The sequence below is a fragment of the Arthrobacter sp. zg-Y916 genome (assembly GCF_020907385.1).
GTDB lineage: Bacteria > Actinomycetota > Actinomycetes > Actinomycetales > Micrococcaceae > Arthrobacter_B > Arthrobacter_B caoxuetaonis.
The window spans coordinates 132,332-154,037 of record NZ_JAJJOD010000003.1 but is presented as its reverse complement, the minus strand read 5'-3'; the positions used below and the strand labels follow the sequence as shown (position 1 = coordinate 154,037).

Annotated in this window: 21 protein-coding genes; 8 read left to right on the top strand and 13 right to left on the bottom strand. The window is 64.9% G+C overall.

Going from position 1 to position 21,706, the window contains the following annotated elements; translation table 11 throughout:
• Positions 1 to 4: 4 nt before the first annotated feature.
• A complete protein-coding gene (locus LOC59_RS07695) occupies positions 5 to 706 on the bottom strand; it encodes an ABC transporter ATP-binding protein (RefSeq protein ID WP_229971333.1) in 702 nt (233 codons plus the stop codon).
• On the bottom strand, positions 703 to 1,848 hold the full coding sequence (locus tag LOC59_RS07690) for an ABC transporter permease (RefSeq protein ID WP_229971331.1): 1,146 nt from the start codon (positions 1,846 to 1,848) through the stop codon (positions 703 to 705). Before LOC59_RS07690 ends, LOC59_RS07695 begins: the two co-directional genes overlap by 4 nt.
• Positions 1,849 to 2,012: 164 nt before the next feature.
• Here LOC59_RS07690 and LOC59_RS07685 point away from each other — a divergent pair, with 164 nt between their 5' ends.
• Positions 2,013 to 3,095 (top strand): lysylphosphatidylglycerol synthase transmembrane domain-containing protein, encoded by a 1,083-nt coding sequence (locus LOC59_RS07685; RefSeq protein ID WP_227916721.1) that lies wholly within the window; start codon positions 2,013 to 2,015, stop codon positions 3,093 to 3,095.
• Positions 3,096 to 3,097: 2 nt separating this feature from the next.
• Here the strand turns inward: LOC59_RS07685 and LOC59_RS07680 are convergent, their stop codons facing one another.
• Both LOC59_RS07680 and LOC59_RS07675 read right to left on the bottom strand, forming a co-directional pair.
• Positions 3,098 to 3,445 carry a UBP-type zinc finger domain-containing protein gene (locus LOC59_RS07680; protein ID WP_229971329.1) on the bottom strand — a complete coding sequence of 116 codons (348 nt, stop codon included), beginning with the start codon at positions 3,443 to 3,445 and terminating at the stop codon, positions 3,098 to 3,100.
• A gap of 110 nt (positions 3,446 to 3,555) precedes the next feature.
• Positions 3,556 to 3,702 carry a hypothetical protein gene (locus tag LOC59_RS07675; RefSeq protein ID WP_227895810.1) on the bottom strand — a complete coding sequence of 49 codons (147 nt, stop codon included), beginning with the start codon at positions 3,700 to 3,702 and terminating at the stop codon, positions 3,556 to 3,558.
• Positions 3,703 to 3,964: 262 nt separating this feature from the next.
• On the opposite strand from LOC59_RS07675, the gene LOC59_RS07670 reads away from it, so the two are divergent.
• Positions 3,965 to 5,020, top strand: coding sequence for an alpha/beta hydrolase (locus LOC59_RS07670; RefSeq protein WP_227895811.1), 1,056 nt, complete (start codon positions 3,965 to 3,967; stop codon positions 5,018 to 5,020).
• 85 nt (positions 5,021 to 5,105) lie between these two features.
• Here LOC59_RS07670 and LOC59_RS07665 read toward each other — a convergent pair whose 3' ends face one another.
• The 3 genes from LOC59_RS07665 to LOC59_RS16855 form a co-directional block, all read right to left on the bottom strand.
• Positions 5,106 to 5,891, bottom strand: coding sequence for an SDR family oxidoreductase (locus LOC59_RS07665; RefSeq protein WP_227895812.1), 786 nt, complete (start codon positions 5,889 to 5,891; stop codon positions 5,106 to 5,108).
• Positions 5,892 to 6,182: 291 nt separating this feature from the next.
• Positions 6,183 to 6,866, bottom strand: a complete 684-nt coding sequence (locus LOC59_RS07660; protein WP_229971327.1) for a DNA alkylation repair protein — start codon at positions 6,864 to 6,866, stop codon at positions 6,183 to 6,185.
• On the bottom strand, positions 6,863 to 7,375 hold the full coding sequence (locus tag LOC59_RS16855; protein ID WP_227895814.1) for a winged helix-turn-helix transcriptional regulator: 513 nt from the start codon (positions 7,373 to 7,375) through the stop codon (positions 6,863 to 6,865). The genes LOC59_RS07660 and LOC59_RS16855 overlap by 4 nt, the downstream gene beginning before the upstream one ends.
• An 823-nt stretch (positions 7,376 to 8,198) precedes the next feature.
• Between LOC59_RS16855 and LOC59_RS07655 the strand changes: the two genes are divergently transcribed.
• Both LOC59_RS07655 and LOC59_RS07650 read left to right on the top strand, forming a co-directional pair.
• Positions 8,199 to 8,501 carry a DUF4193 domain-containing protein gene (locus tag LOC59_RS07655; protein ID WP_191746586.1) on the top strand — a complete coding sequence of 101 codons (303 nt, stop codon included), beginning with the start codon at positions 8,199 to 8,201 and terminating at the stop codon, positions 8,499 to 8,501.
• Positions 8,502 to 8,650: 149 nt separating this feature from the next.
• On the top strand, positions 8,651 to 9,292 hold the full coding sequence (locus LOC59_RS07650; RefSeq protein ID WP_423722025.1) for a peptide deformylase: 642 nt from the start codon (positions 8,651 to 8,653) through the stop codon (positions 9,290 to 9,292).
• Between the two features lie 39 nt (positions 9,293 to 9,331).
• On the opposite strand, the gene LOC59_RS07645 is transcribed toward LOC59_RS07650, so the two are convergent.
• The gene (locus LOC59_RS07645; RefSeq protein WP_229971325.1) at positions 9,332 to 11,416 is read right to left on the bottom strand and encodes a S9 family peptidase; all 2,085 of its coding nucleotides are present in this window, start codon (positions 11,414 to 11,416) and stop codon (positions 9,332 to 9,334) included.
• 79 nt (positions 11,417 to 11,495) lie between these two features.
• Here LOC59_RS07645 and LOC59_RS07640 point away from each other — a divergent pair, with 79 nt between their 5' ends.
• From LOC59_RS07640 to LOC59_RS07625, 4 genes are all read left to right on the top strand, one after another.
• Complete coding sequence (locus LOC59_RS07640; protein ID WP_229971323.1) at positions 11,496 to 12,335, top strand: methyltransferase domain-containing protein; 840 nt, start codon at positions 11,496 to 11,498, stop codon at positions 12,333 to 12,335.
• Between the two features lie 154 nt (positions 12,336 to 12,489).
• The gene (locus LOC59_RS07635) at positions 12,490 to 13,002 is read left to right on the top strand and encodes an NfeD family protein (RefSeq protein ID WP_331460419.1); all 513 of its coding nucleotides are present in this window, start codon (positions 12,490 to 12,492) and stop codon (positions 13,000 to 13,002) included.
• A 114-nt stretch (positions 13,003 to 13,116) separates the two neighbouring features.
• On the top strand, positions 13,117 to 14,094 hold the full coding sequence (locus LOC59_RS07630) for an SPFH domain-containing protein (RefSeq protein ID WP_227896643.1): 978 nt from the start codon (positions 13,117 to 13,119) through the stop codon (positions 14,092 to 14,094).
• Positions 14,095 to 14,310: 216 nt separating this feature from the next.
• Entirely contained in the window at positions 14,311 to 14,658 is a 348-nt protein-coding gene (locus tag LOC59_RS07625) for an RNA polymerase-binding protein RbpA (protein ID WP_091604785.1), read from the top strand.
• Positions 14,659 to 14,772: 114 nt separating this feature from the next.
• On the opposite strand, the gene LOC59_RS07620 is transcribed toward LOC59_RS07625, so the two are convergent.
• From LOC59_RS07620 to tatA, 5 genes are all read right to left on the bottom strand, one after another.
• Positions 14,773 to 15,501, bottom strand: a complete 729-nt coding sequence (locus LOC59_RS07620; RefSeq protein WP_229971321.1) for a polyprenol monophosphomannose synthase — start codon at positions 15,499 to 15,501, stop codon at positions 14,773 to 14,775.
• A 440-nt stretch (positions 15,502 to 15,941) separates the two neighbouring features.
• Positions 15,942 to 17,582 carry an amidohydrolase gene (locus tag LOC59_RS07615; RefSeq protein ID WP_229971320.1) on the bottom strand — a complete coding sequence of 547 codons (1,641 nt, stop codon included), beginning with the start codon at positions 17,580 to 17,582 and terminating at the stop codon, positions 15,942 to 15,944.
• A gap of 92 nt (positions 17,583 to 17,674) precedes the next feature.
• Positions 17,675 to 20,524: a DEAD/DEAH box helicase gene (locus LOC59_RS07610; protein ID WP_229971318.1), complete on the bottom strand. Its 2,850-nt coding sequence runs from the start codon at positions 20,522 to 20,524 to the stop codon at positions 17,675 to 17,677.
• A 30-nt stretch (positions 20,525 to 20,554) separates the two neighbouring features.
• On the bottom strand, positions 20,555 to 21,340 hold the full coding sequence (gene tatC, locus LOC59_RS07605; RefSeq protein ID WP_227896647.1) for a twin-arginine translocase subunit TatC: 786 nt from the start codon (positions 21,338 to 21,340) through the stop codon (positions 20,555 to 20,557).
• Between the two features lie 47 nt (positions 21,341 to 21,387).
• On the bottom strand, positions 21,388 to 21,696 hold the full coding sequence (tatA, locus tag LOC59_RS07600) for a Sec-independent protein translocase subunit TatA (protein WP_227896648.1): 309 nt from the start codon (positions 21,694 to 21,696) through the stop codon (positions 21,388 to 21,390).
• Between the last annotated feature and the right edge of the window lie 10 nt (positions 21,697 to 21,706).

Genomic DNA, 21,706 nt, shown 5'->3' with positions numbered 1-21,706 from the left:
TTCGTTATCCGGCCAGCCGGCCGTCCACCATCTCTACGACCCGGTCGCAATGATGAAGGACATCGTGATCGTGGGTCACCATAACTGTAGCAACGCCCTGTTCATGCGTTTCCTTCGCCAGGAGCTCCACTACGTCCTGGCTCCGTTTCCGGTCCAGCGCCGCAGTCGGTTCGTCCACGAGCAGCAGCGTCGGCTTCGAGACCAGTGCGCGGGCGATCCCCACGCGCTGGCGCTCACCGCCGGAGAGCTGGCCGGGGCGGCTCTTGAGCTTGTGGCCCATGCCGACGGCGTCGAGCAGGTCATGCGGGTTGAACGTGCCGCCCATCTTGGCCATGCGGTGCACCAGCTCCAGCTGCTCGGCAGCGTTCAGTGCCGGAATCAGGTTCCCTGACTGGAAGACAAAGCCGATGTTCTTCAGTCGGAACCTTGCCTTGGCCGCCTTGCCGAGGGTGCTGAGGTCGGTGCCGTTGACGGTGACGAGGCCGGAGTCGGGAGTTGCCAGGGCGCCGGCCACGGCCAGGAGCGATGACTTGCCGGCTCCGGATGGACCAACGACGGCGACGAGTTCGCCGGGTTCGACGCTGAGGCTGACGTTGTCCAGGGCCTGCACGGTGCTGGAACCGTCTCCCAGCGCGAGGTTGGCGTTCTGGATGAACAGTCCGCGCGTGGTTACGGTCTGGGCTGCGTTGCTGGTTTGCGTACTCATCGCTGTCCTCCAAGGGCAGCCAGGGGGTCAACCCTGGAAATACGGACGATGGCTACGGCGGCGCCCAGCACACCCATCAGGATGGTCAGCGCCGTCGCGATCGAAATGGGTCCGGCTTCCAGTGCGAAAGGCATCGCGGTGCCGGACATCCAGGCACCCATTCCGAGGCCTGCCGCCAGGCCGGCTGCGGTGGAGAGAGTCAGGATGACGACAGCCTGGAAGATGCCGTCCCGCAGCAGGTAACCGGTGGATGCGCCGATCGCCCGCAGGACTGCCAGTTCGTGCTTGCGCTGGATCGTCCAGACGGTGAAGAACGCACCGACGACGAGCGCACAGATGGCGTAGAGGAAAATCTGGATCATTTCCAGTGTCAGCGTCTCGGCCGTGTAGCCCGGGGAAGCGTCGAAGGAATCTTCCAGGGTCGAAGTGACCGTTCCGGCTGCTGCATCGCCGGCGGCGAGGTCCAGCGAAGCGCCGTTCTCAGCCTTGATCGCAATGGAGCTGGCCGTGTCGAAGTCCACCGCCGCGATGGCGGTTTCCGTCGGTTCGCCCGGCTGTGACTGGCCGCTGGCAATCAGCTGCCAGGTTTCCAGGGGAAGGTAGGCCATGCTGACGTGGCCGAACGTTGCCTGGTCCTCGGTGTAACCGACCACAGTGAGTGCGACGTCGATCCGGTCGAGCGTGACGACGGAGCCGATCTCGACTCCTTCGTCTTCGGCGGTGGGGGAGACGACCATCTCGTTGACGGCTTCAATCCCGCGTCCTTCGCCGATTGCCGGAGCCAGGAACGATCCGGTGTCGATGCCGAAGAGGGACAGATCGACCTGGGTGCCGTCATCCGTTACGGCGTTCATCATGGCCGACCCCATCAGGGTGACTTCCTCGACTCCGGGCTGGGTGCTCCAGGCCTCAGCCTGGGACTGGTCGACAACGCTGCGTGAGAAGGCGTTGTCGGTTTTGGTGCCTTCGTTGAAAGCAATATGGGTCGCCGGCATGCCCTTCAGGCCGGAAACGCCGTCATTAACGAGGCCTGAGGAAAGGCCGGACAGAAGGACCATCAGGACGGCTATGAGGGCGATCACGCCACCCATTAATCCGAATCTGGCCCGTGCAAAACGCAGCTCGCGCAGAGCTAGGAACATCTGTTACCCCTCGGTTGTCTGGGTATCTAAGGTTGCCGACAAGTCGTCAGTAACATACCAACATCATGTCAGGAAATGAGTCTGATACCAATTCCTGCAGGCTTGCCGCCCGTGATCCGGGGGAGTGCCTAGTTACCGGATGGCCGCTCTGCTGTGCTGGGAACATGCACGTGCTCCGGAGGGTCTTCGCTTATCTGCGCGGCTCACGGGCGGTCCGCTGGATCTTCGCGCTGGCGGTCCTGCTCCTGATCTTTGAGTACATCGTGTTGCCGCAGCTGGTCGGATCGGACAACGTGCTGCGGGCGCTGGGCGGTCTTTCACCCGTCTTGCTTGCTGCCGCCGCGGCTTTGGAGGCGGCGTCCCTGTGCTGTTACAGCGCCCTGACCCGGGCAGTCCTGCCCGGCAGCCGCCGTCCGGGATATTTCACCCTGCTCCGGATCGACTTGGCCGACCAGGCGGTGAACCATGTTGTCCCCGGAGGCGGAACCACCTCGGCGGCCGTGCGCTACAAGCTGCTCACCCAGGCAGGCGTCCGGCCGCAGGATGCGCTGAGCGCTGCGATGGTCCAGGTGGTTGGCGCCAACCTCGTCCTGGGCGTCCTGTTCGCGGTGGGTCTGCTTGCCGCCCTTGGACAGGTGCGGGGAAACCATTATTTCGTGACGGCCGGCGCCGTCGTGCTGGTCCTTCTCCTGCTGAGCGGCGCCGCTCTCTCTGTCCTGGACCGGCACTTGGAGGGTGCAGTGCATGCCGCCCGGCGGATCGCGTCCTGGGTGCGGGTGGTTAAACCGGAGTCGGCGGAACGCTTCGTCCGCACCATGGCTGCGGAGACCGAAATGTTCCGCCAGGAGCCGGCCCGGCTGGCCCAGGCGCTGCTCCTGTCCGTCTGCTACTGGCTGTTCGATGCCGCTTGCCTGTGGACGTTCGTTGCTGCCTTTGGGCATGCCCTGAATCCGGGGGAGCTGCTCGTTGCCTACGGCTTGGGCAACCTCGTGGCGCTTGCTCCGCTCACGCCGGGCGGGCTGGGGCTTGTGGAAGGAGTGATGGTCCCCACCCTGGTGGGGTTCGGCGCCGCCAACCCAGCCGCTGTCCTGGGGGTTCTGTCCTGGCGGATCGCCAACTTCTGGCTGCCCATCCCTGTGGGCGGACTGGCATGGCTGTCTCTCCGGGTGGGTGTGCTCCGGAGGCATTCAGGTGCCCCAAGGCATCCGGCACCTCCCGGCACGGGCGGCCGCCAGCGCTCTGAGTAAAGCTAGTGGAGAAGGTTCCGCCAGTCCGGAGGCACCAGGCCTGCAGGACCTGGAACAGGCTGGCTTACGGGATGCGCCTGCGGCGGAGCAAGCACAGGGCCCTGGAAAGTTGCCTCATCAAGATAGCTGTAGAACCAGTCCTCGCCGGGTTCGAAACTGCGGATGACCGGATGCCCTGTGGACCTCCCGTGGGCAGTCGCGTGCTGTCCGGGGGACGTGTCGCAGCAGCCGATGTGCCCGCACTCGGTGCAGCGGCGCAGATGCAGCCACCAGGCCTGCTGCAGGAGGCACTCCACACATCCAGTGCCGCTGGGCGGAACGCCTGGGGCGATGCCGGGGATGGGTTCCATGATTGCGCTCCTTGGGCCGGACTTCTCTGGCTGCGTTCCGAAGTGCCAACGCTAGCGACTTCAGCAAGCCGCAAGAAGGGTGTCCGCGCTTTTGGCCCGGGCGGAACCGGTCAGAGAAGCTCCAGCACAGCGGCAGCACCGGCCAGCAGGGCCAGCAGCAGGTACTGGACCGGACGCGCCAGGCGGGCGGCCTGTCCGAAGTGGCCGGCCGGAACGCGGTGGATGAGCCAGTTTCTTCCGGCGTTGATTTTTCTCATGGTTCAGAATCCTTAGTCCCGAGGGGCCTTGACATGGTGCTTTCAGTTTGTTCCAGACCCGCGCCGGGGTTCCACCTGCGGCGCCATGAGCTTGCCGACTAGAGCCGGTGGCCGAGGGAACACGGGAGCCGCGGATGCTCACATTCAGCTGTTCAGCCCGGCACAGAACGGTATGAATTCGAGCACCCGGGAAACCGGTGTGCCGCTTAGATGCGGGGGAGTGGCTCCGAAGGCGTCCATGCGCCGGTCCTAACCTGAAAAAATGAAGATCCTGCCCCTTGCGGCAGCGGGTTTCATGGCTGGAGCCGCAGCAACAGCCGGCACGCTTGCCGCCACCGTCATCCAAAAAGATCCGAGGCCGTCGGCCCTGTTCATCCGGGGTGTCTTTTCCAGCGGCGGCAAAGTCCAGCTCCGTAAACTCCGCAAGCACGTACCTGCCGGGGCAGTAAGGGCGCACAGGAGCCTTCCTTATATTGGCGCTCCCAAGGGCCCGGCGCTGGATGTCTTCCTGCCTGAGGATGCCGGAGTAGGCCCGCTGCCCGTCGTGGTGTGGGTCCACGGAGGGGCATGGATCTCCGGATGCAAGGAGAACATCGCTCCGTACCTGGAGATTCTCGCATCGAATGGATTCGCCGTCGTCGGTGCCGGCTACACGATCTCGCCCGAGGCAAACTATCCCCAGGCCGTCACTGAACTCAACAGTGCCCTGGGCTATCTGCGCGAACACGCCGCGGAGTACAACCTGGATCCGGAACGCATCGTGCTTGCCGGAGATTCTGCCGGCGCCCAGCTGGCTGCGCAGCTGGCGCTCATCATCACTGACCCGGACTATGCCCGGCGTACCGGGGTGGAACCTGCTGCGGCACGCGAGCATGTGCGCGGCATGCTCCTGTTCTGCGGCGTCTACGACCTGAAGACCATGTCCAGGCTCACCGGTCCGCTCGGCTGGGGATTCCGGACGGCGCTGTGGGCCTACACCGGCTCCAAAGACTGGGCCAGCACCCCGGCAGCGGAACACATGTCCATTCTGGAACACGTGGGGGAGAACTTCCCGCCGTCATTCATTTCCGGCGGGAACGCGGATTACCTCACCGAGCAGCAATCCAAGCCGCTGGCTGCGAAGCTGGAGGAACTTGGCGTCCCGGTGGTGCGGCGTTTCTGGGACCGCGACCACAGGCCTGCACTGGGCCACGAATACCAGTTCAAGCTCCAGCACAAGGACGCCCGGATGGTGCTGGCGGAGACGCTCAACTTCCTGGATGCTGTGACGGGTTCACACTCGGTCCCCGTCCGTTCCGACCTGGAGGCCACCGCCTAGCCGCTGCCTGGCCGCTGCCCCAGGCAGCGGTCCGGTCCGGCAGCCACGCTGCCTTACAGCGTGCGTTCCTGCCGGACCGGCGTTCCTAGCCCCAGATGTCGTCCCCGCGCAGGGTCGCGTCTGCTCCGCCGTCGCAGTAGATCGTCTGGCCGGCCAGGTGTGAGTTTTCTTCGCTGGCGAGCCAGGCCAGCAGCCGTGCAATCACTACGGGCTCCGAGTGGCCGTTTAGGGGCATGGGCACGTTCTCGTCCACCATCTTCACGCCCTCCGGCGTGGCCAGGAGTTCCTTCGTCATCGCCGTGAGGACGGTTCCCGGGGCAACAGCGTTGAGCGGGATGCCGTTGCCGGCGTAGCGGTCGCTGACCGACTCCCGGCGTACCCAGCGGCTCAGGGCGCGCTTGCTGGAGGGGTAGTTCAGGTAGCCGATCTGCGGGCCCTGGTCAGCGAGTTTCTGGCCGATCTGGCGGGCCAGCGCTTCATCCCCGGCAAGCATGGCGTCGACGAGCTCGGGGGAGTTGGGCTGCAGGGATGCCATGGAACTGACGACGACGGCGCGCGGCGCTTCGCTTCCTGCCAGTACCGGTGCCAGCCGGTCCAGGAACTCCGTGACGCCGAAGAAGTTGACCGAGACGGTGAGGGGGATGGGTGCGGAAATGCCCGCGCAGGCGATCACGGCGTCTACCGAGCCGCCGGCGAGCTCCACGGCCCGGTCTGCGGCGATCTGCCGGCCCTCGGGTGTGCTCAGATCCGCCTCGACGTCGGCATTGCGAAGGTCAACGCCGATCACTGTGTTGCCGCGTTCCTTCAGGAGCTCAGCGGTTGCTGCGCCGATGCCGGAGGCGGATCCCGTAACGATGTATGTGCGTGTCATGGTTATTAATCTACGCCCGCCGGGCCGGTCCGCGCACAGCCTTCCGGGCGGGCAGTGCCCGGGGGACTCCTATCTCACGTCTATTGGACACTCTGCGTATCAAGACTCGGCGAATTGGCGTCAAAATCGACGGTGGTAATGGGCAGGTCGGGCGGCCAGGTGTTTGGTTGCACGGGGAACCCGACCCGGACATAGAGCCGGACAGGTCTTACGGGACGCAATGGCGCCTGGCCGGCAAGCCGATCAACGGTTTCCCGTTGAGATTCCGCAACTGGGACGAAGCGCGATCGGTCAGTTACCTGCTGATGTGCGGGTACCGAAACTTCGCTGGATCGGCCTTCCCACGCGTCGCGCTGCAGGATCGCCATCGTCGCAGAGTCGGTTGGCAATGGTGACGACATCGGTGAGCAGCGTTGGTCGCTTGGTGGCGATGGCTCGCATCGCCATCGTGATCGACTTCCCGACCAGGGGCCGCTGATCCCGGCTGGCCGCCTGGGCGTAGTCGAGTGCCTTTAGAAATTGGTGATCGGGCGCGGCTCGGTCATGAAGGGCCAAGGCCCAGATGAGGGCGAAACCGGCTCGTCGCACAAACAGGCGGTCATCGGCGACCCAGCAGTCGACCATCGTCCAGGCATGCGTGCACTTGTCGAACAGTCGAAAGCACACAGTGTCGACGACTGCCCAGTTGTCGAAGTCCTCGCACCAGCGCTGCATTTGGTCTCTGGTGACTTGGCCGGGGTCATCCACCATGGCTGCAAGGGTTTGCGCCTCGTATGACCCCTGATCCCATAGTGCGAGGGCGAGATCGTGGTCGATTCCTGTGGCCTTGGCGATCTGCAACAACCGCCGCATTGGAACCCCATAGGAGCTTCCGGCGTGGATCCCGTACTGGTCACCCATCGCTTGGCGTGCTTCAGGGTCGGCCTCTTCGTCGAGGGTGTCGAGGATCTCGGCGAGCTTGGTATAGGTCGTCATTTCTCTCGCGCCCGATCCAAGTCACGCGAGCCCTGACGTTCCATTCGGCTGGTCGGGGGCGGCTCCTGGGGAGACTCAACCGCTGCGTTCGTGCTGGGGGTGAGGCCTTCGCGCTCTCGAAGCTCATCCATGTACGCCGCGATCTTCTCAGCGTCTCCATACCAGCCTTGGAATCGCGGTTCCGTCGACCTGGTTGTCGGGTCGAGCATTGATCCGATGTGGGCCAGTTCGAACAGTAGGGGAACGAGTTGGATGCCCTCCTCGGTGAGGGTGTAGGAGCCTTGGTGTCCTCGAGGAGCTCCGATCTTGCTGACCAGCCCAGACCATTCCAGTGACTTCAGCCGCGCAGACAGCGTCGAGGGCGAGATGCCCTCCTGTGAACTTGCCAGCAACTCACGGAAACCGTGCGAACCCACGAACGCCATGTCCCGAAGGATCAGCAGACTCCACCGATCTCCGAGGAACTCAACACCCCGATTGATGGGGCAACTAGAGCGCTTGCCTTCCATTGTCACCTCCGCGAGTGGTAGTAGAACACTATCACCCGGGTGGCGAACCAGTAGTAAACTGCTACTACTTCCTGATCGAAGGAACTCCGGTGGAACCCCTTGCGGATGAAGGTTTGGTGATCGCCAACATCACCCTGACGCTTGATGTGCACACCACCGGCCCACAAGGTCCTGCATTCTCGCAGGTCAGCACACCTTTCCGCGACCATTGGAGGGGAGCGACGCCGACCCACACGAATGATTCATTTGATGCGATACGCAGACTACTAGTTGACATAATGTAGATTATCGGCGTTAAAGAACAGGGCCTGAAAGTGGCCTGCCTCACATTATTGCCGCCGTTTGTACCAAGCGGCTCGCCGGCCCGCCTGCGGCATTCAACAGCGCCCCGACTGAAGCTCCGTTGCCCGGCCACTCTTGTAACACCAGACTCGGAACTCCCGGATTGGAAAAGGTCCTTGCGTGTTTCTCGTCATGTTGGCGTTCGTTGGGCGGCCCATTTCTGGTTGACATAATCCCCCGTGAAGCAGCGCCGGCCCTGGAACGGGTTGACATAACGCATCGCTGATCGTCCGGGAACATTTCCAGGGGAAGCGTCGTTGTACGGGCGTCGACCTGTAAATGCAAGGGGATTGTCTGCAGGAAGACCCATCAGGCACTCCGGGCCGCAGGCCGTGTCGGCTTCTTCAGGAAGGGAACTGACCATTCGGACTCCCCGGACGCCTCATTCCGACCCAAGCGGCGGCCGTTTGGTGTGATCGGCTGCTTCAGCTATATGATCTACGCTCGAACCCCCCACAAATTCAGGAGTACAGCACTACACATGGCTACCGATTACGATGCCCCGCGCGTCAAGGAAGAAGACCAGCCCACCGACTCGCTGGAGGGCCTGAAGGCACAGCAGCGCGGCGGAGCGATGACAGCGGTTATCGATGTCGAGGAGTCCGACGCCATCGACGGGTTCGACCTGCCCGGCGCGGATCTCTCCGGTGAGGAACTGCTGATCAAGGTTGTTCCGGCCCAGGCTGATGAGTTCACCTGCATGTCCTGCTTCCTCGTTCGCCACCGTTCCCAGGTTGCACGGGAGAAGAACGGCGACAAGTACTGCGTGGACTGCGAAGGCTAGCAGCCACTCCCCTGCACCCGCGTGCAAAAAAAGTCCGGCCTGAGGCAGCGATGCCTCAGGCCTTTCTTATGCCCGGAGCATGCCCGGCGGCAAAAGAGCAGGTAAGGGCTGGATCCGGCATTGGCACTGCCGCCCACTAGGATTAACGCGTGATCTACGAACCCTCCTCAGCGGAATCGTCCACGGCCATCCGCGAACTTGTCCTGCCCATGCTCGAATCTGAGCTGGTGCCGATCGTGCAGTTGGGGCACCCCGCCCTCCGCCGCCCGGCCGTGCCGTTTGACGGCCAGCTCAACGATGACGAGCTGGCTGCGCTGATTGCCCTCATGCGGCGCGTCATGCACGATGCGCCCGGGGTGGGACTGGCCGCGCCGCAGATCGGCATTCCGCTGCGGATCGCAGTCCTGGAGGACAATTACGCCCCCGAACCGGAAGCAGCGGAACTGCGCGAACGCTCACCGCTGCCCTTCTTTACGATCATGAATCCGCGCTATGAGCCGCTGGATGAGCAGACCGCAGCCTTCTACGAAGGCTGCCTGTCCTTCGAGGGCTATCAGGGCGTCGTCATCCGCCACCGTTCGGTGGGGCTGGATTACGACGACGAGGCAGGCATCGCGCGGCGGCGGGAGTTCCACGGCTGGCCGGCACGGATCGTCCAGCATGAAACAGACCACCTCAACGGCATTGTCTACGTGGACAAGGCACTGACCCGATCACTGAGTTCCAACTCCGAATTCGTGCGCTGGGCTGCACCCGGAATCGACGACGCCCGGCGCATCCTGGGGTTCTGAGTCCAGGTACGCCGGGCGTCCGCAGCCCGCTGAGACTTCCTACGCCTGGGGTGCCGGTACCCGTGCCCCGGTGTTGTCTTCGGCTTCGCCGGCTTCTTCCGCAGCCGGGTTCTGGCTTGTCGGCAGCCACTTGGCCCACCACCGCAGGATGTGCTCGAAGCGCTGGCGGCGGTGCCAGGGCGTTCCTGTCCGCGACAGCTCATGGTTCTCGCCCGGGAACAGGAGCAGTTCGGTGGGGACATCGCGCAGCTTCAGGGCTGTGTAATAGCGCTGTGCCTGTTCCATCGGGCAGCGCAGGTCCTCCTCGGAGTGGATCACCAGGGCGGGTGTGCGGACCTTGTCCACCTGGGCAAAGGGGCTCTGCGTGAGGATGTGTTGGGGATCAGATCCCGTGTAGGCCTCCGCGAAGAACCATCCGATGTCCGAGGATCCAATGAAGGACAGTGGATCGAGGAAGCCGCGCTCCACAATGGCGGAAGTGAACCTGTGGTCCTGCGCAATGGTCCATGCCGTCAGGTACCCGCCGTAGGAACCGCCCATTACGCCCAGGCGTCCGGCGTCGAGGTCCGGGTGTGCGGCCAGGACGCCCTCCAGGAATCCCAGCACGTCCTGCAGGTCCAGCGTGCCCATCGCTGCCTGGATAGAACGGCCGTGCTGCTGTCCGTACCCTGAGGAGCCGCGCGGGTTGCACATCAGCACTGCATACCCGGCCGCAGCATAGGTCTGCGCCTCGTCGAAGAGGCCCCAGCCGTACTGCGAGAACGGTCCGCCGTGGATATTCAGCAGAACCGGGTGCGGTCCTTCGCCCTCCGGCAGGACAACCCAGCCATGGACCGGATAGCCGTCGGCAGAGGGATGCGTTTCTTCCCGGAGTTCGAGCACGCCGGCGGAGGTACGGAAATCGGCGGAGAAGTCGCTCAGCACCCGGATGTTGTCCGGGGCTTCGCTGTCCACGGCCGCTACGTCTCCCGCAGTACCGGGATCAGTGAAGGAGACGACGACGGTTCCTGCCGCGGACGCCGCACCCGTGACTACGCGCGGACCCGCGACGAGAGTGTCGATGGTTCCGGCTGCATCAACGCGGAGCAGCTGGGTTGCCCCGCGGTGGAGGTTGAAAACCAGGACGGCACCGTGCTCGGGAACGATCCCGCCCCCGGCCAGGTCAACGGTCTCGGGATCGGTGAGGCGGACGGCGTTGGCGGGGTTGCCGGCCGGGGCGGCGTACAGGGCGGTGTTGCGTGCCACGAAGTCCCGTCCGGTATCCGAAAGGTCCTGCGCCAAGTAGTACAGCCACGCTCCGTCCGGGCTTTGGACCGGGTAGCCGGCGCCAAGGCGGGGACCGCCGGCCAGATTGGTAAGCCTGCGCGGCTCCTCCCCCGGTCCGTCAGCGCTGACCTCGTAGACGTCGGTCACCAGGTCAGCATCTGCGCCTTCATGCAGCGCAGCGGTGAAGAGGACACGTGTTCCGTCCGCGCTGAAGACCGGGTTCTGGACATCCGTTCCGCAGCGGGTGAGCTGCCGTGCCTCGGGAAGCCCGTCGGCGGCGGCGCCGCCGTTGTCCACCGCTGCCCGCCCCACCGGACGGATAAAAGGTTCGCCGCCGGGATCGGGAAGGGCGAGGACAAAAGCCTGGGCGTGTTTGTCTCCGGAGTATCCCAGCCCGTTCATCCGGTACTTCAGTGTTGTGATCAGGCGCGGGTCCTCGGCACCGGGGCCTACGCCGTCGACCGTTCCGTACCGGCCCTGCTCAGGTTCCCGGGAGGAGAAGACCAGGCGCGTGGAATCGGGTGCGAACCGGAACCAGGACACGCCCAGCAACCGGTCAGTCAGCTGCACGGGTTCGCCGCCGGCAGCCGGCATGGCGAACAGCTGCGGGCGGCCTCCGGCATGGGAGCGAAGGAAGACCAGTGTGCTCCCATCCGGCGAGAACTGCGGAGCGGTATCGCTGAAACCGCGGGTCAGGCGGGAGGGTGTTCCGCCGTCCAGGGGAATATTCCACAGCTGGCCCACATAGGCATCGGCAGCAAAATCAGGGCGCTGCACGGAGACGACGGCACGGCTGGCGTCCGGGTGCAGGGTGGGTTCGGATACGGAATTCAGGAAGGGAAGGTCACTGGGTTTCACGGAACCGAGCTTAGCAAGGTGTCCCGGCTCACTCTGATCGGCAGGCGCCGGCCAGCCGCGGCCGCCTAGGATGGGAGGTATGCCCATCGAATCCCGGCCGCTGCTGGTCTGCCCCGCCTGCGGGGAGAAACTGCTTGCGGACGCCGGGCGCCGCCGGCTGGGCTGTCCTCAGGGACACGGGTTCGACGCCGCAAAGCAGGGCTATTTCAATCTGCTGACAGGAGCCGGAACCAAGTTCCAGGCGGATACGGCCGACATGGTCCAGGCGAGGGCCGATTTCCTGGGTGAAGGACACTATGCCCCCCTGGTACAGGCACTGACAGATCTGGGTACAACGGCAGCTGCGAATCCAGTCATCCTTGATGCCGGTGCCGGCACCGGGTACTACCTCGCCGAAGTCTCAAAGGCACTGGATGCCTCCGAGGTGGTTGCCCTTGATATTTCCAAGTACGCTCTCCGCCGCGCCGCGCGGGCGCTGCCGTCCGGCTTTGCGCTCGTCTGGGATGTCTGGCGGCCGCTGCCGCTGGCTGACGGAGCAGCAGATCTTGTGCTGAATGTCTTCGCCCCCCGGAATCCGCAGGAGTTCCGGCGCGTCCTTGTTCCCGGCGGGGCGCTGGTAGTGGTCACTCCCCTGCCGTCCCATCTGCGCGAACTCCGTGCGATAGCCGGGCTGCTGGGCATCGGCGCCGGGAAGGATGAGCACGTCGCGCAGGCACTCGGCCCGGGCTTCACGCTGGAAGCCTCCCGGCGCGTCGAATACAGCATGGACCTCAGCCGCACTGACACAATGAACGCCGCACTGATGGGGCCTTCGGCCCACCATCTCGACCGGGCAGGCCTGGAGCACACGCTGGACTCAGCGTCATTTCCCCTGTCCGTAAGCGCGGCTTTTTCTGTTTCCCGATTCGCCGCCGTCTAGCCCGCCGCGTGCGCAGCGCCGCCCGCGGGGCGCGCCCGGGCTCCGCGGACGCCTAGGTTAAGCACGGAAAGTCAGGCAGAATGTGCCCAAGGACCAGCAAACTTTCTCAGCCCGCCGCCCAAACACCGACCGGACTGAGCCGGAGGGAAGCATCATGCAGGAACTGTTCGATTGGCTCGTCAATTACAGCTGGGTTGTCTGGCTGGTGCTCTTTCTCGGCTTTGCTGCCATAGAGACACTGACGCTGGATCTCTTCTTCGCCATGCTGTCCGCAGGTGCCCTCGCCGCGATGCTTGCCGCTGTCCTTGCCGCTCCGTTGTTCCTTCAGGTAGTCCTGTTCTGTGTTGTGGCCCTGCTGATGATCGTGGTCGTCCGGCCCATCGGCCTCAAGCACCTGAAGATGGGCACCAAAGAGCACCGGTCCAACATTGACCGCCTGATCGGCGAAGCTGCGCTCACCCTGGAACCCGTCGGCTCGCGCACCGGCACCGTGAAGCTCGCCGGTGACACCTGGACCGCCCGGTCCGGTGACGGATCCCTGCTTCCCGCAGGCGAAGAAGTATCCGTCACCCGCATTGAGGGCGCGACGGCGGTCGTCGAACCGCTGAAGCCCGGCCGCGGCAGGGGTGTGGAGCCGGGCAGCGGCGACGGGCTTTCCGGCCGGTAGTACCGAACCGAATCCTTGGCCCGACGGCTCCGCCCGAAGGCCACAGTCCTCCGCTGGAACGGGGGCAGACAGAGGCCGGACCACCCAGGCACCGGCCACCTTTCAAGGGGGAATATGGAAACCACCGTAGTGCTTATCGTTTTGGCCGTCCTGGTCATCTTCGTCTTGGTCGTCCTGGTCAAATCCGTCCGGATTATCCCCCAGGCGCGGGCCGGCGTGGTGGAAAGGCTCGGCAAGTACCTGAGGACGCTGGACCCTGGACTGAACATCCTCATTCCATTCGTCGACCGGCTCCTGCCGCTGCTTGACCTGCGTGAGCAGGTCGTTTCCTTCCCGCCGCAGCAGGTGATCACCGAGGACAGCCTCGTGGTCTCCATCGATACTGTCGTGTACTTCCAGGTCACGGATGCCCGGGCCGCAACGTATGAAATCGCGAACTACATCCACGCCGTCGAGCAGCTCACCACCACCACGCTGCGAAACGTCGTCGGCGGGCTGAACCTCGAGGAAGCGCTCACCTCCCGCGACAGGATCAACGGCCAGCTGCGCGGGGTCCTCGATGAAGCCACCGGCCGCTGGGGCATCCGGGTCTCCCGGGTTGAGCTCAAGGCGATTGAGCCGCCCCTGTCCATCCAGGACTCCATGGAAAAGCAGATGCGTGCCGAGCGTGAACGCCGTGCAACCATCCTGACCGCCGAAGGTACCAAGCAGTCCCAGATCCTTACCGCAGAAGGCCGTCGGCAGGCTGCGATCCTGGCGGCTGAGGGTGACGCCAAGGCAGCGATTCTCCGGGCAGACGGTGAATCACAGGCCATCCAGAAGGTCTTCGATGCGATCCACAAGGGCAACCCGGACCAGAAGTTGCTTGCCTACCAGTACCTGCAGACCCTGCCGAAGCTGGCAGAGGGAAGCGCCAACAAGCTGTGGATCATCCCGAGCGAGCTGGGCGAGGCACTGCGGGGCGTGGGATCAGCACTGGGAGATTTCCTTCCCGATGTGAAGCCCGGTCCCTCCTCCCCCGTCGCTGCGCCTGGCTCCGCTGCAGGCACCGGCACCGGTGTTCCGGTCGGCTCCGGGGAACAGGCTCCTTAGACCCGGTACGTGCCGCTGCCCGGCTGCCGGTATAATTGGTTGTTTGCCGGGGTATGGGCTGTAAGTCAGCTCTGCCGGGAACAGGATTTGCGGCTGCGGCGTTCTACCAGACGAACCGTTTGGTGCTGCACAGAGCACGGGGGGCTGCCCCTTCGGCGCAGCGAGCACTAAAGATGGACCCCAGCGGTCCTTCGAAAACTGATTGAGGGAGAGATAATGAGCGATCGTAGCCTGCGGGGTATGCGACTGGGTGCGCAGAGCATGGAGACGGAATCCGGTGTGGAGCCGGCTCCCCGCCAGCGTGTCGAATACCGGTGCGAGGACGGCGAACGGGTGTTCGTGACCTTTGCCGCTGAAGCCGAGGTTCCTCCGGTATGGGTTTCCAAGACCGGTAAGGAAGCCCTGCTGGTTGACGGCGAGAAGCCGGACACCAGCAACGACAAGCCTGTACGTACGCACTGGGACATGCTGCTCGAACGCCGCAGCATCGAAGAGCTTGAGGTCATCCTCCAAGATCGCCTGGACAAGCTGCGCGAACGCCGCGGGGAGCGTGCTGCTTCCTAGCAGCTCTCTCCCTGCCTTCCGGCAGACGCCGGCAGGACCCGCTCCGGACGTACAAAGGCCGGCTGCCGTAACGGCAGCCGGCCTTTGCCGTACCCGGTGTGTCTGTCCGGGGGCTCAGCCCCGGCGGGTTAGTTTCTCCCAGCGGGCGCCCAGGCCCCACTTGGTCACGTTCCCAATCGCTTCAAAAACAATGTTGCCGCTCATCTTCGACGCGCCAAACTCTCGCTCGACGAAGGTGATGGGAACTTCCTTGATGGTCAGGCCCAGCCGCGCTACCCGGAACGTCATGTCCACCTGGAAGCCGTAGCCCACGGATTCAACGGCGGAGAGGTCCAGTTTCTCCAGGGTGGTGCGGCGGAAGGCGCGGTACCCGGCAGTGATATCGCGGACCGGGATTCCCAGCATGAACCGTGAATACGTGCTCCCCGCGCGGGAAAGCAGCTTGCGGTGCAGTGGCCAGTTCACAACCGACCCGCCCGGTACCCAGCGGGAACCGATGACCAGGTCAGCCCCTTCCTTCGAGGCTTCGAGGAGGAGCGGCAGCTGCTCGGGCTTGTGGGAGCCGTCGGCGTCCATCTCCACGAGGATGTCGTAACCCTTGTCCAGACCCCAGCGGAAGCCTGCGATGTAGGCAGCGCCAAGCCCTTCCTTGCCCTTGCGGTGCAGGACATGGACCTGCGGATCGCGGGCTGCCTGTTCGTCGGCGAAGGCGCCTGTACCATCGGGGCTGTTGTCGTCCGCAATCAGCACGTCCGAGTCAGGTACAGCGGCCCGCAGCCGTGCCAGGGTCTTGGGTAGCGACTCGATCTCGTTGTAGGTGGGGATGATGGTGAGGACGCGCACGCATGGCCTTTCAACAAACACGAGCCGCGCTGATCGCGGCCCGGAGGGGTACTGCCGATAGGCAGGTCTCCCAGTATATGGGACGCGTCCGGGCAGACGCCCGTGCGGGTACGTTGGATGCGCAGGCGCACAGAGGGGCGGGTTCCGCCGTCTTCGGGCCAGTCCCGGGCAAGCCGGACCTGTTTTCTACTGACGGATGAACCCACCCCAATGCGTTGCTGCTGGTGGCCGAACACATTTCTGGTGGACGAACCACCACCCCCCACGCACGTGTGCACGGGCCTCACGGACTGGCATCGGCACAAGCCGTCTCCGGTCCGCAGTCCCCTTAGCCTACGTGCTGAGCGGAGAGTGTCAACACAATGCTGACTAGGCGACTTCTACGTAATTGCAGGTCAGAGGGGGTTTCAGAGAAGTTCCCAAGGGGAATATTCGGACCCCTAATTGAAATCCGGTGCGCGGTACAGTTCCGTACCGAGGTGCACGGTCTGCAGACAGCGCGGAAGTGAACCGGTGTCCAAGGCGGGAAGCAACGGTGTTCCTGCCCGGGGATCGGTGCTCCAGGACGCTACGGACGAGTCGGGAGTCTGCACCATCAGCTCGTCGGCCTCCCAGACAGCAAACGAGGCCGGGGTTCCGGGTGCAAGCTGGCCCAGCATCGGATTGCCGGTCCCGGCGGCACGCCAGCCTGCCCGGGTATGGGCAATAAACGCGGCCCGGGCGGAGATGCGCTCCTGGGGGTTGGAATGGGACACGGCCGCCTGGACCGTTCGCCAGGGATCAAGCGCGGTAACGGGTGCGTCAGAACCGAAGACTACGGGAACCCCGGCGGAAAGCAGCGACGCGAAGCGGTTCATGGAACTGCTCCGGCTGCCCAGCCGCTGGCTGTACATGCCGCTGCCGCCGCCCCAGGCGGCGTCGAAGGACGGCTGCATGCTGGCAGTGACCCCAAAGCGGACCAGTTCAGCGATGGCGCCGTCGTCAGTCAGTTCCACATGCTCCAGGCGGTGGTGCGCCGCGCGGAGCTTCTGCTCCCCCACGGCCTCCGCTGCGCGGCGCAGTGCTGCCAGCACTGTGTCCAGCCCTGCGTCGCCGATGACGTGGAAACCGGCCTGGAGGCCGGCGCGGGTGGCCAGTTCAAGGTGCCGGGCCGCCTCTTCCTCGCCCAGGTAGAGGCTTCCCGAAGTCTCCGGAGCATCCGCATACGGGAGCCGCACCGCCGCTGTCCGGGCGCCGAAGGAACCGTCAATGTTCAAGTCTCCGGCAAGGCCCAGGAGTTTACCGCCAAACGCTTCCCGCAGGTCTGCCAGGTCCTGTTCAGTGGTTGCCAGCTGGCCCCAGTACGGCAGGACCTGCGGGCCGGGAACGGAACCGAGTGTGCCTTCAAGGCCCAGGAGCTGGCGCAGGTCCTCCGGTGGAGCAATATGGGGAGCCGCCATTTCGGCCACTGCTACGATTCCCCGGGAGGCAGCCAGATCCAAGGCGGCACGCTGGAAGCGGGCACGTTCCTGAAGGGTCAGATTGCGGGATGCGGTGCGGGCAGCCTCATGGGCACCGCGGATCACAAAGCCGTTGTCCCAGCCATCCATGCCGGACAGGCCGAGTTCGGCTGCCAGGGTCCCCGAGACGACGGCGCAGTGCACGTCTGCGCGGGCCAGATAGACCCGCCGGTTTCCGGAGGCCGCATCCAGCTCTGCCGCAGTGGGAACCCGCGCTTCGGGCCAGCCCGATTCATCCCAGCCGTGCCCGAGCAGAAGCCCGGAGGACTCGCCGGCTGCAGCGGCAACAGCGCTGAGCAGCTCTGCCAGGGAGCGGACGCCGGAGAGGTCCAGCGAAGACTCGGCCAGGCCGGTCTCCGTGAGGTGGACGTGCGAGTCGACGAAGCCGGGTGCAGCGAGGGCACCCTGAAGATCCACGACCCGCATCTTGGAGTCCTGGATCGAGGTGGCCGCCTGCTCGGAACCGACCCAGGCGACGGTGCCGCCGTCCACGAGCATGGCGGTCGCAAAAGGATCGGCCGAGCTGTAAACCGAACCGTTGCGGTAAAGGACCAGCTCATTCGCCGGGGCCGTGCTGTTCAAGGACTCACCTGTTCTTCGTAGTTGCTGCGCTAAACCGTCCGCGGCGGGACGACAGAATTGACCGTAGCCGGAAGCGGCCGCCCGGCGGGCGGCTATTCGCTGACGGCGGAGTAGGCCACGACGCCGCGGCGGATCAGGTCTATGGCCTCACGGCAGCGCCGGCGCAGGTCAGGCTGCAGCTCGGGCACCTTGGCCAGCTGGTCGATCAGGTCGATCACCTGCTTGGACCAGCGGACAAAGTCGCCGGCCGCCAGTTCGGTGCCGTTGAGGGCCACCTGGAGGTGCTTGCCCTGCACCCACTTGTACATCGGCCAGACCAGGCCCAGTTCAGGTTCACCGGTCAGGGGCAGCTTCTCGGCTTCCTCGAGGTCCGTCAGCTCGGACCATTGCCGGATCAGGATGTCGACGGCGCCGTCGAGCACGGCACTGGGCATCCGCGGGCGCAGCCCGCGCTCTTCGCGTTTGGGCTGGTAGACCAGTGCCGTGGCGAGGCAGGCCAGTTCGACGGCGTCGAGATCGTCGAACGCCCCGTGTTCCAGGCCCAGCGCCGCCAGCAGGTCCCGCTCACCGTAAATCCGGCGAAGCTTGCTGCCTGCAGGCGTGACCTGCGGTACTCCGTCGGCATCCGGAGCGACATATCCGTAATGCTCCAGTACCGAGCTGACACGGTCGAATGTCTTGGCGATGGTATTCGTGCGGCCCCGGATCTGGGCGGTCAGGTTGTCCGTCTCCCGGCGCAGCTTCCACCAGCGCTCGGCCCAGCGGGCATGGTCTTCCCGTTCGCTGCAGCCGTGGCACGGATGGGCACGCAGTTTACGGCGCAGTTCGGCAATCGCCTGCTCCTGCCGCTCGGTACCCGTTGCATGCAGCGAGGCACCGCGCCCGCCGGCGGGCCGGGGCGGGCGGTGTTCGCGCAAGGCGTTGCGCAGCGATGAAGCCAGGTCACGCCGGTCCTTGGGCGTCCGGGCGTTGAAGGATTTCGGGATCCGGATCTGCGAGACCACATCCAGGGGCCCATCCAGGTCCCCCACGTGCAGGCGCCGGATCTGCTTGTCTTCGGTGAGGATGGTTGGCCGGGGTTCACGCGCATTGGTGTCCGGCGTCAGGACCACTGCGTAGCCGGGACTGCGCCCGCCCGGTACGTCGATGACGTCCCCGGGACGCAGGGTTTCCAAGGAAGCGGCGGCCGCGCTGCGGCGGCTGCGGGCCTTCGACTTGGAGGCCGACTGCTCCAGGTCGGAAAGTTTCCGGCGCATGGCCGAGTACTCGGAAAAGTCCCCCAGATGGCAGGTCATCGCCTTCTCGTAACCGGCGAGGGATTCCTCCCGGGAACGCACCTGCCGTGCCAGCCCAACCACGGACCGGTCCGCCTGGAACTGGGCGAAGGAGGACTCGAGGATTTCCCTGGCACGGTCGCGGCCGAACTGTGCGATGAGGTTGATGCTCATGTTGTAGGTCGGCCGGAACGATGAGTTCAGCGGATAGGTGCGCCGCGAGGCGAGGCCTGCAACCGCCGCGGGGTCGGTGCCGGGCTGCCAGAGGACCACGGCATGGCCTTCGACATCGATTCCGCGGCGTCCTGCGCGGCCGGTCAGCTGCGTGTACTCCCCCGCCGTGATGTCTACGTGGGCTTCACCGTTGAACTTGTCCAGCTTTTCCAAGACCACGGAGCGTGCCGGCATGTTGACGCCCAGGGCGAGGGTCTCCGTGGCGAACACCGCGCGGACCAGGCCGGCGGCGAACAGCTTCTCCACGACTTCCTTGAACGTGGGCAGCATGCCGGCGTGGTGGGCCGCGAAGCCGCGGACCAGGCCTTCGCGCCAGGTCCAGAATCCCAGCACCTCCAGGTCGTCTTCGGGAATGTCCCGGCTGGCTTCATCCACCATTGCCGCGATGACCCGGCGTTCAGCTTCCGTGGTCAGGGCCAGTCCGGAGTCGACGCACTGCCGGACTGCGGCGTCGCAGCCGTTGCGCGAAAAAATGAACGTGATCGCCGGAAGCAGTCCGCGCTTGTCCAGCTGGCTGATGACCTGCGGGCGGGAAGCCCGGGGGGTGCGCGTCTGCGGCGCGGCGGGAGCGGAACTGCCGCGGCCCCGCTCGTATTTGCGGCCGCCAGAGCCGGGCCGCTGTGAACCCCAGCGGGTGCGCTGGTTCAGCCGGGATTCGTTGCGTGCCAGGTCGAGCAGTTCCGGGTTGACCTTCACCTTTTCCTGAATGCCGGCCGGACGCTCGGAATCGTCCGCAGCTTCGTCAAAGGACACATCGGTGGCGAAGAGGTCAACGATGTCCCGGCCCACCATGACGTGCTGCCACAGCGGCACGGGCCGGTGCTCGGTGACGACGACGTCGGTATCCCCGCGGACCGTGTCCAGCCATGCTCCGAACTCCTCGGCATTGGACACCGTCGCGCTCAGCGACACCAGCTGCACGTCGGAGCGCAGGTGGATGATGACTTCTTCCCAGACCGCACCGCGGAAACGGTCGGCGAGGTAATGGACCTCATCCATGACCACGTAGCCAAGGTCATCCAGCGTCGCGGAATTGGAGTACAGCATGTTGCGCAGGACTTCAGTCGTCATTACGACCACTGAAGCGTCGGGGTTGATGCTGGTGTCCCCCGTGAGCAGGCCAACGTTCTCCGGCCCGTAAGACGCCGAAAGCTCCACGTACTTCTGGTTGCTGAGCGCTTTGATCGGCGTCGTGTAGAAAGCCTTGAGGCCCCGTTCGAGCGCCATGTAGACGGCGAACTCCCCCACCACCGTCTTGCCGGCGCCGGTCGGTGCTGCCACGAGCACGCCGCGTCCCGCCTCCACCGAGCGGCAGGCTTCGATCTGGAAAGGGTCGAGATCGAAGCCCAGGGACTGCTCGAAGACTGCCAGACGGGTCCGTGCGTGTCCGGTGCGTTCTTTGGCGGCCTGGTACCGCTCAGACGGGGAAGTCATATCTCCAGCCTAAACGGTGTTCGGGCAGGGCTAGATGTCCTCGAGGGTCGACGCCTTGTCTGCCTCAGCGTCCACAGCGGCTTCCCTGGCTGCGTTGCGGCGGGTACGGCGCTTGTCGTTAAGGAAGCAGAGGCCGACGGCGACGGCGAAGAGCACCAGCAGCGGTGCGGCAAGGTAGAACATGCTCAGGGCATCGCCGCCGGGGGCCGCCATGGCAGCGAAGAGGCAGATGATGAAGACCGTGATCCGCCAGTACTTCACGATGGTCCTCGCCGGGAGCAGCCCCAGCAGGTTCAGCCCGACCATGACAACGGGGATCAGGAAGGCAATGCCAAAGGCGAGCAGCAGCCGAAGGACAAAGGCGAGGTACACCGAAGCGGTAATGACGTTGGCTGCGCCCTCGGGGGTGAAGTCAGTGAGGACACCGACGGCATTCGGAAGGATCAGCCAAGCGAGCCCCACCCCTGCCAGGAACAGCGGAACGGCGGCAGCCAGGAACCCCAGCGCGGCCCGGCGCTCCTTGGTCCGCAGGCCGGGCGTGATGAACGCCCACAGCTGGTAGAGCCAGAAGGGACTGGATACCAGCACGCCAATGAAGACCGAGACCTGGATCATCTGGTCGAAGGAGGTGGCGACGCCGTCGAAGTTGATCGTCGCGAGCCGCCCCTCCTGCTCCGAAAGTTCCCGGACAGGACGAGTCAGTTCATTGAAGACGGGCATGTAGAGGAAGAATCCCCCCACCGTGCCCAGCACGACGGCGATTGCCGCCTTGAACAGCCGGTTGCGGAATTCCCTCAGGTGTTCCTTGAGGGCCATCCGCCCTTCAGGGTTGGATTTGCGCCCTCGGTTCAGCGCCACTGCCGCTACGGGGTGGTGTGCGGATTACCGGTGCCGGGAGTGGATCCCGGCGGCGGTGTCTGCGTCGGTGCCGGCCCCTGGTTGGGCGTGGCAGAAGGGTGCGCCGGGTTGGCCGGGTTATTGACGACACGGCCTTCCATGGGCTCGCCGTCAGCTGTTCCGGACGTGTTCTCGTCCTTCATCTGGCGTACCTCGGACTTGAAGATCCGCAGGGACTGTCCAACGCTGCGTGCCAGTCCCGGGAGCTTGGGAGCTCCAAAGAGGAGGATCGCAATAACAATGATGATGACAATATGCCAGCCTTCTAGGCGCATGCCGGTGTCC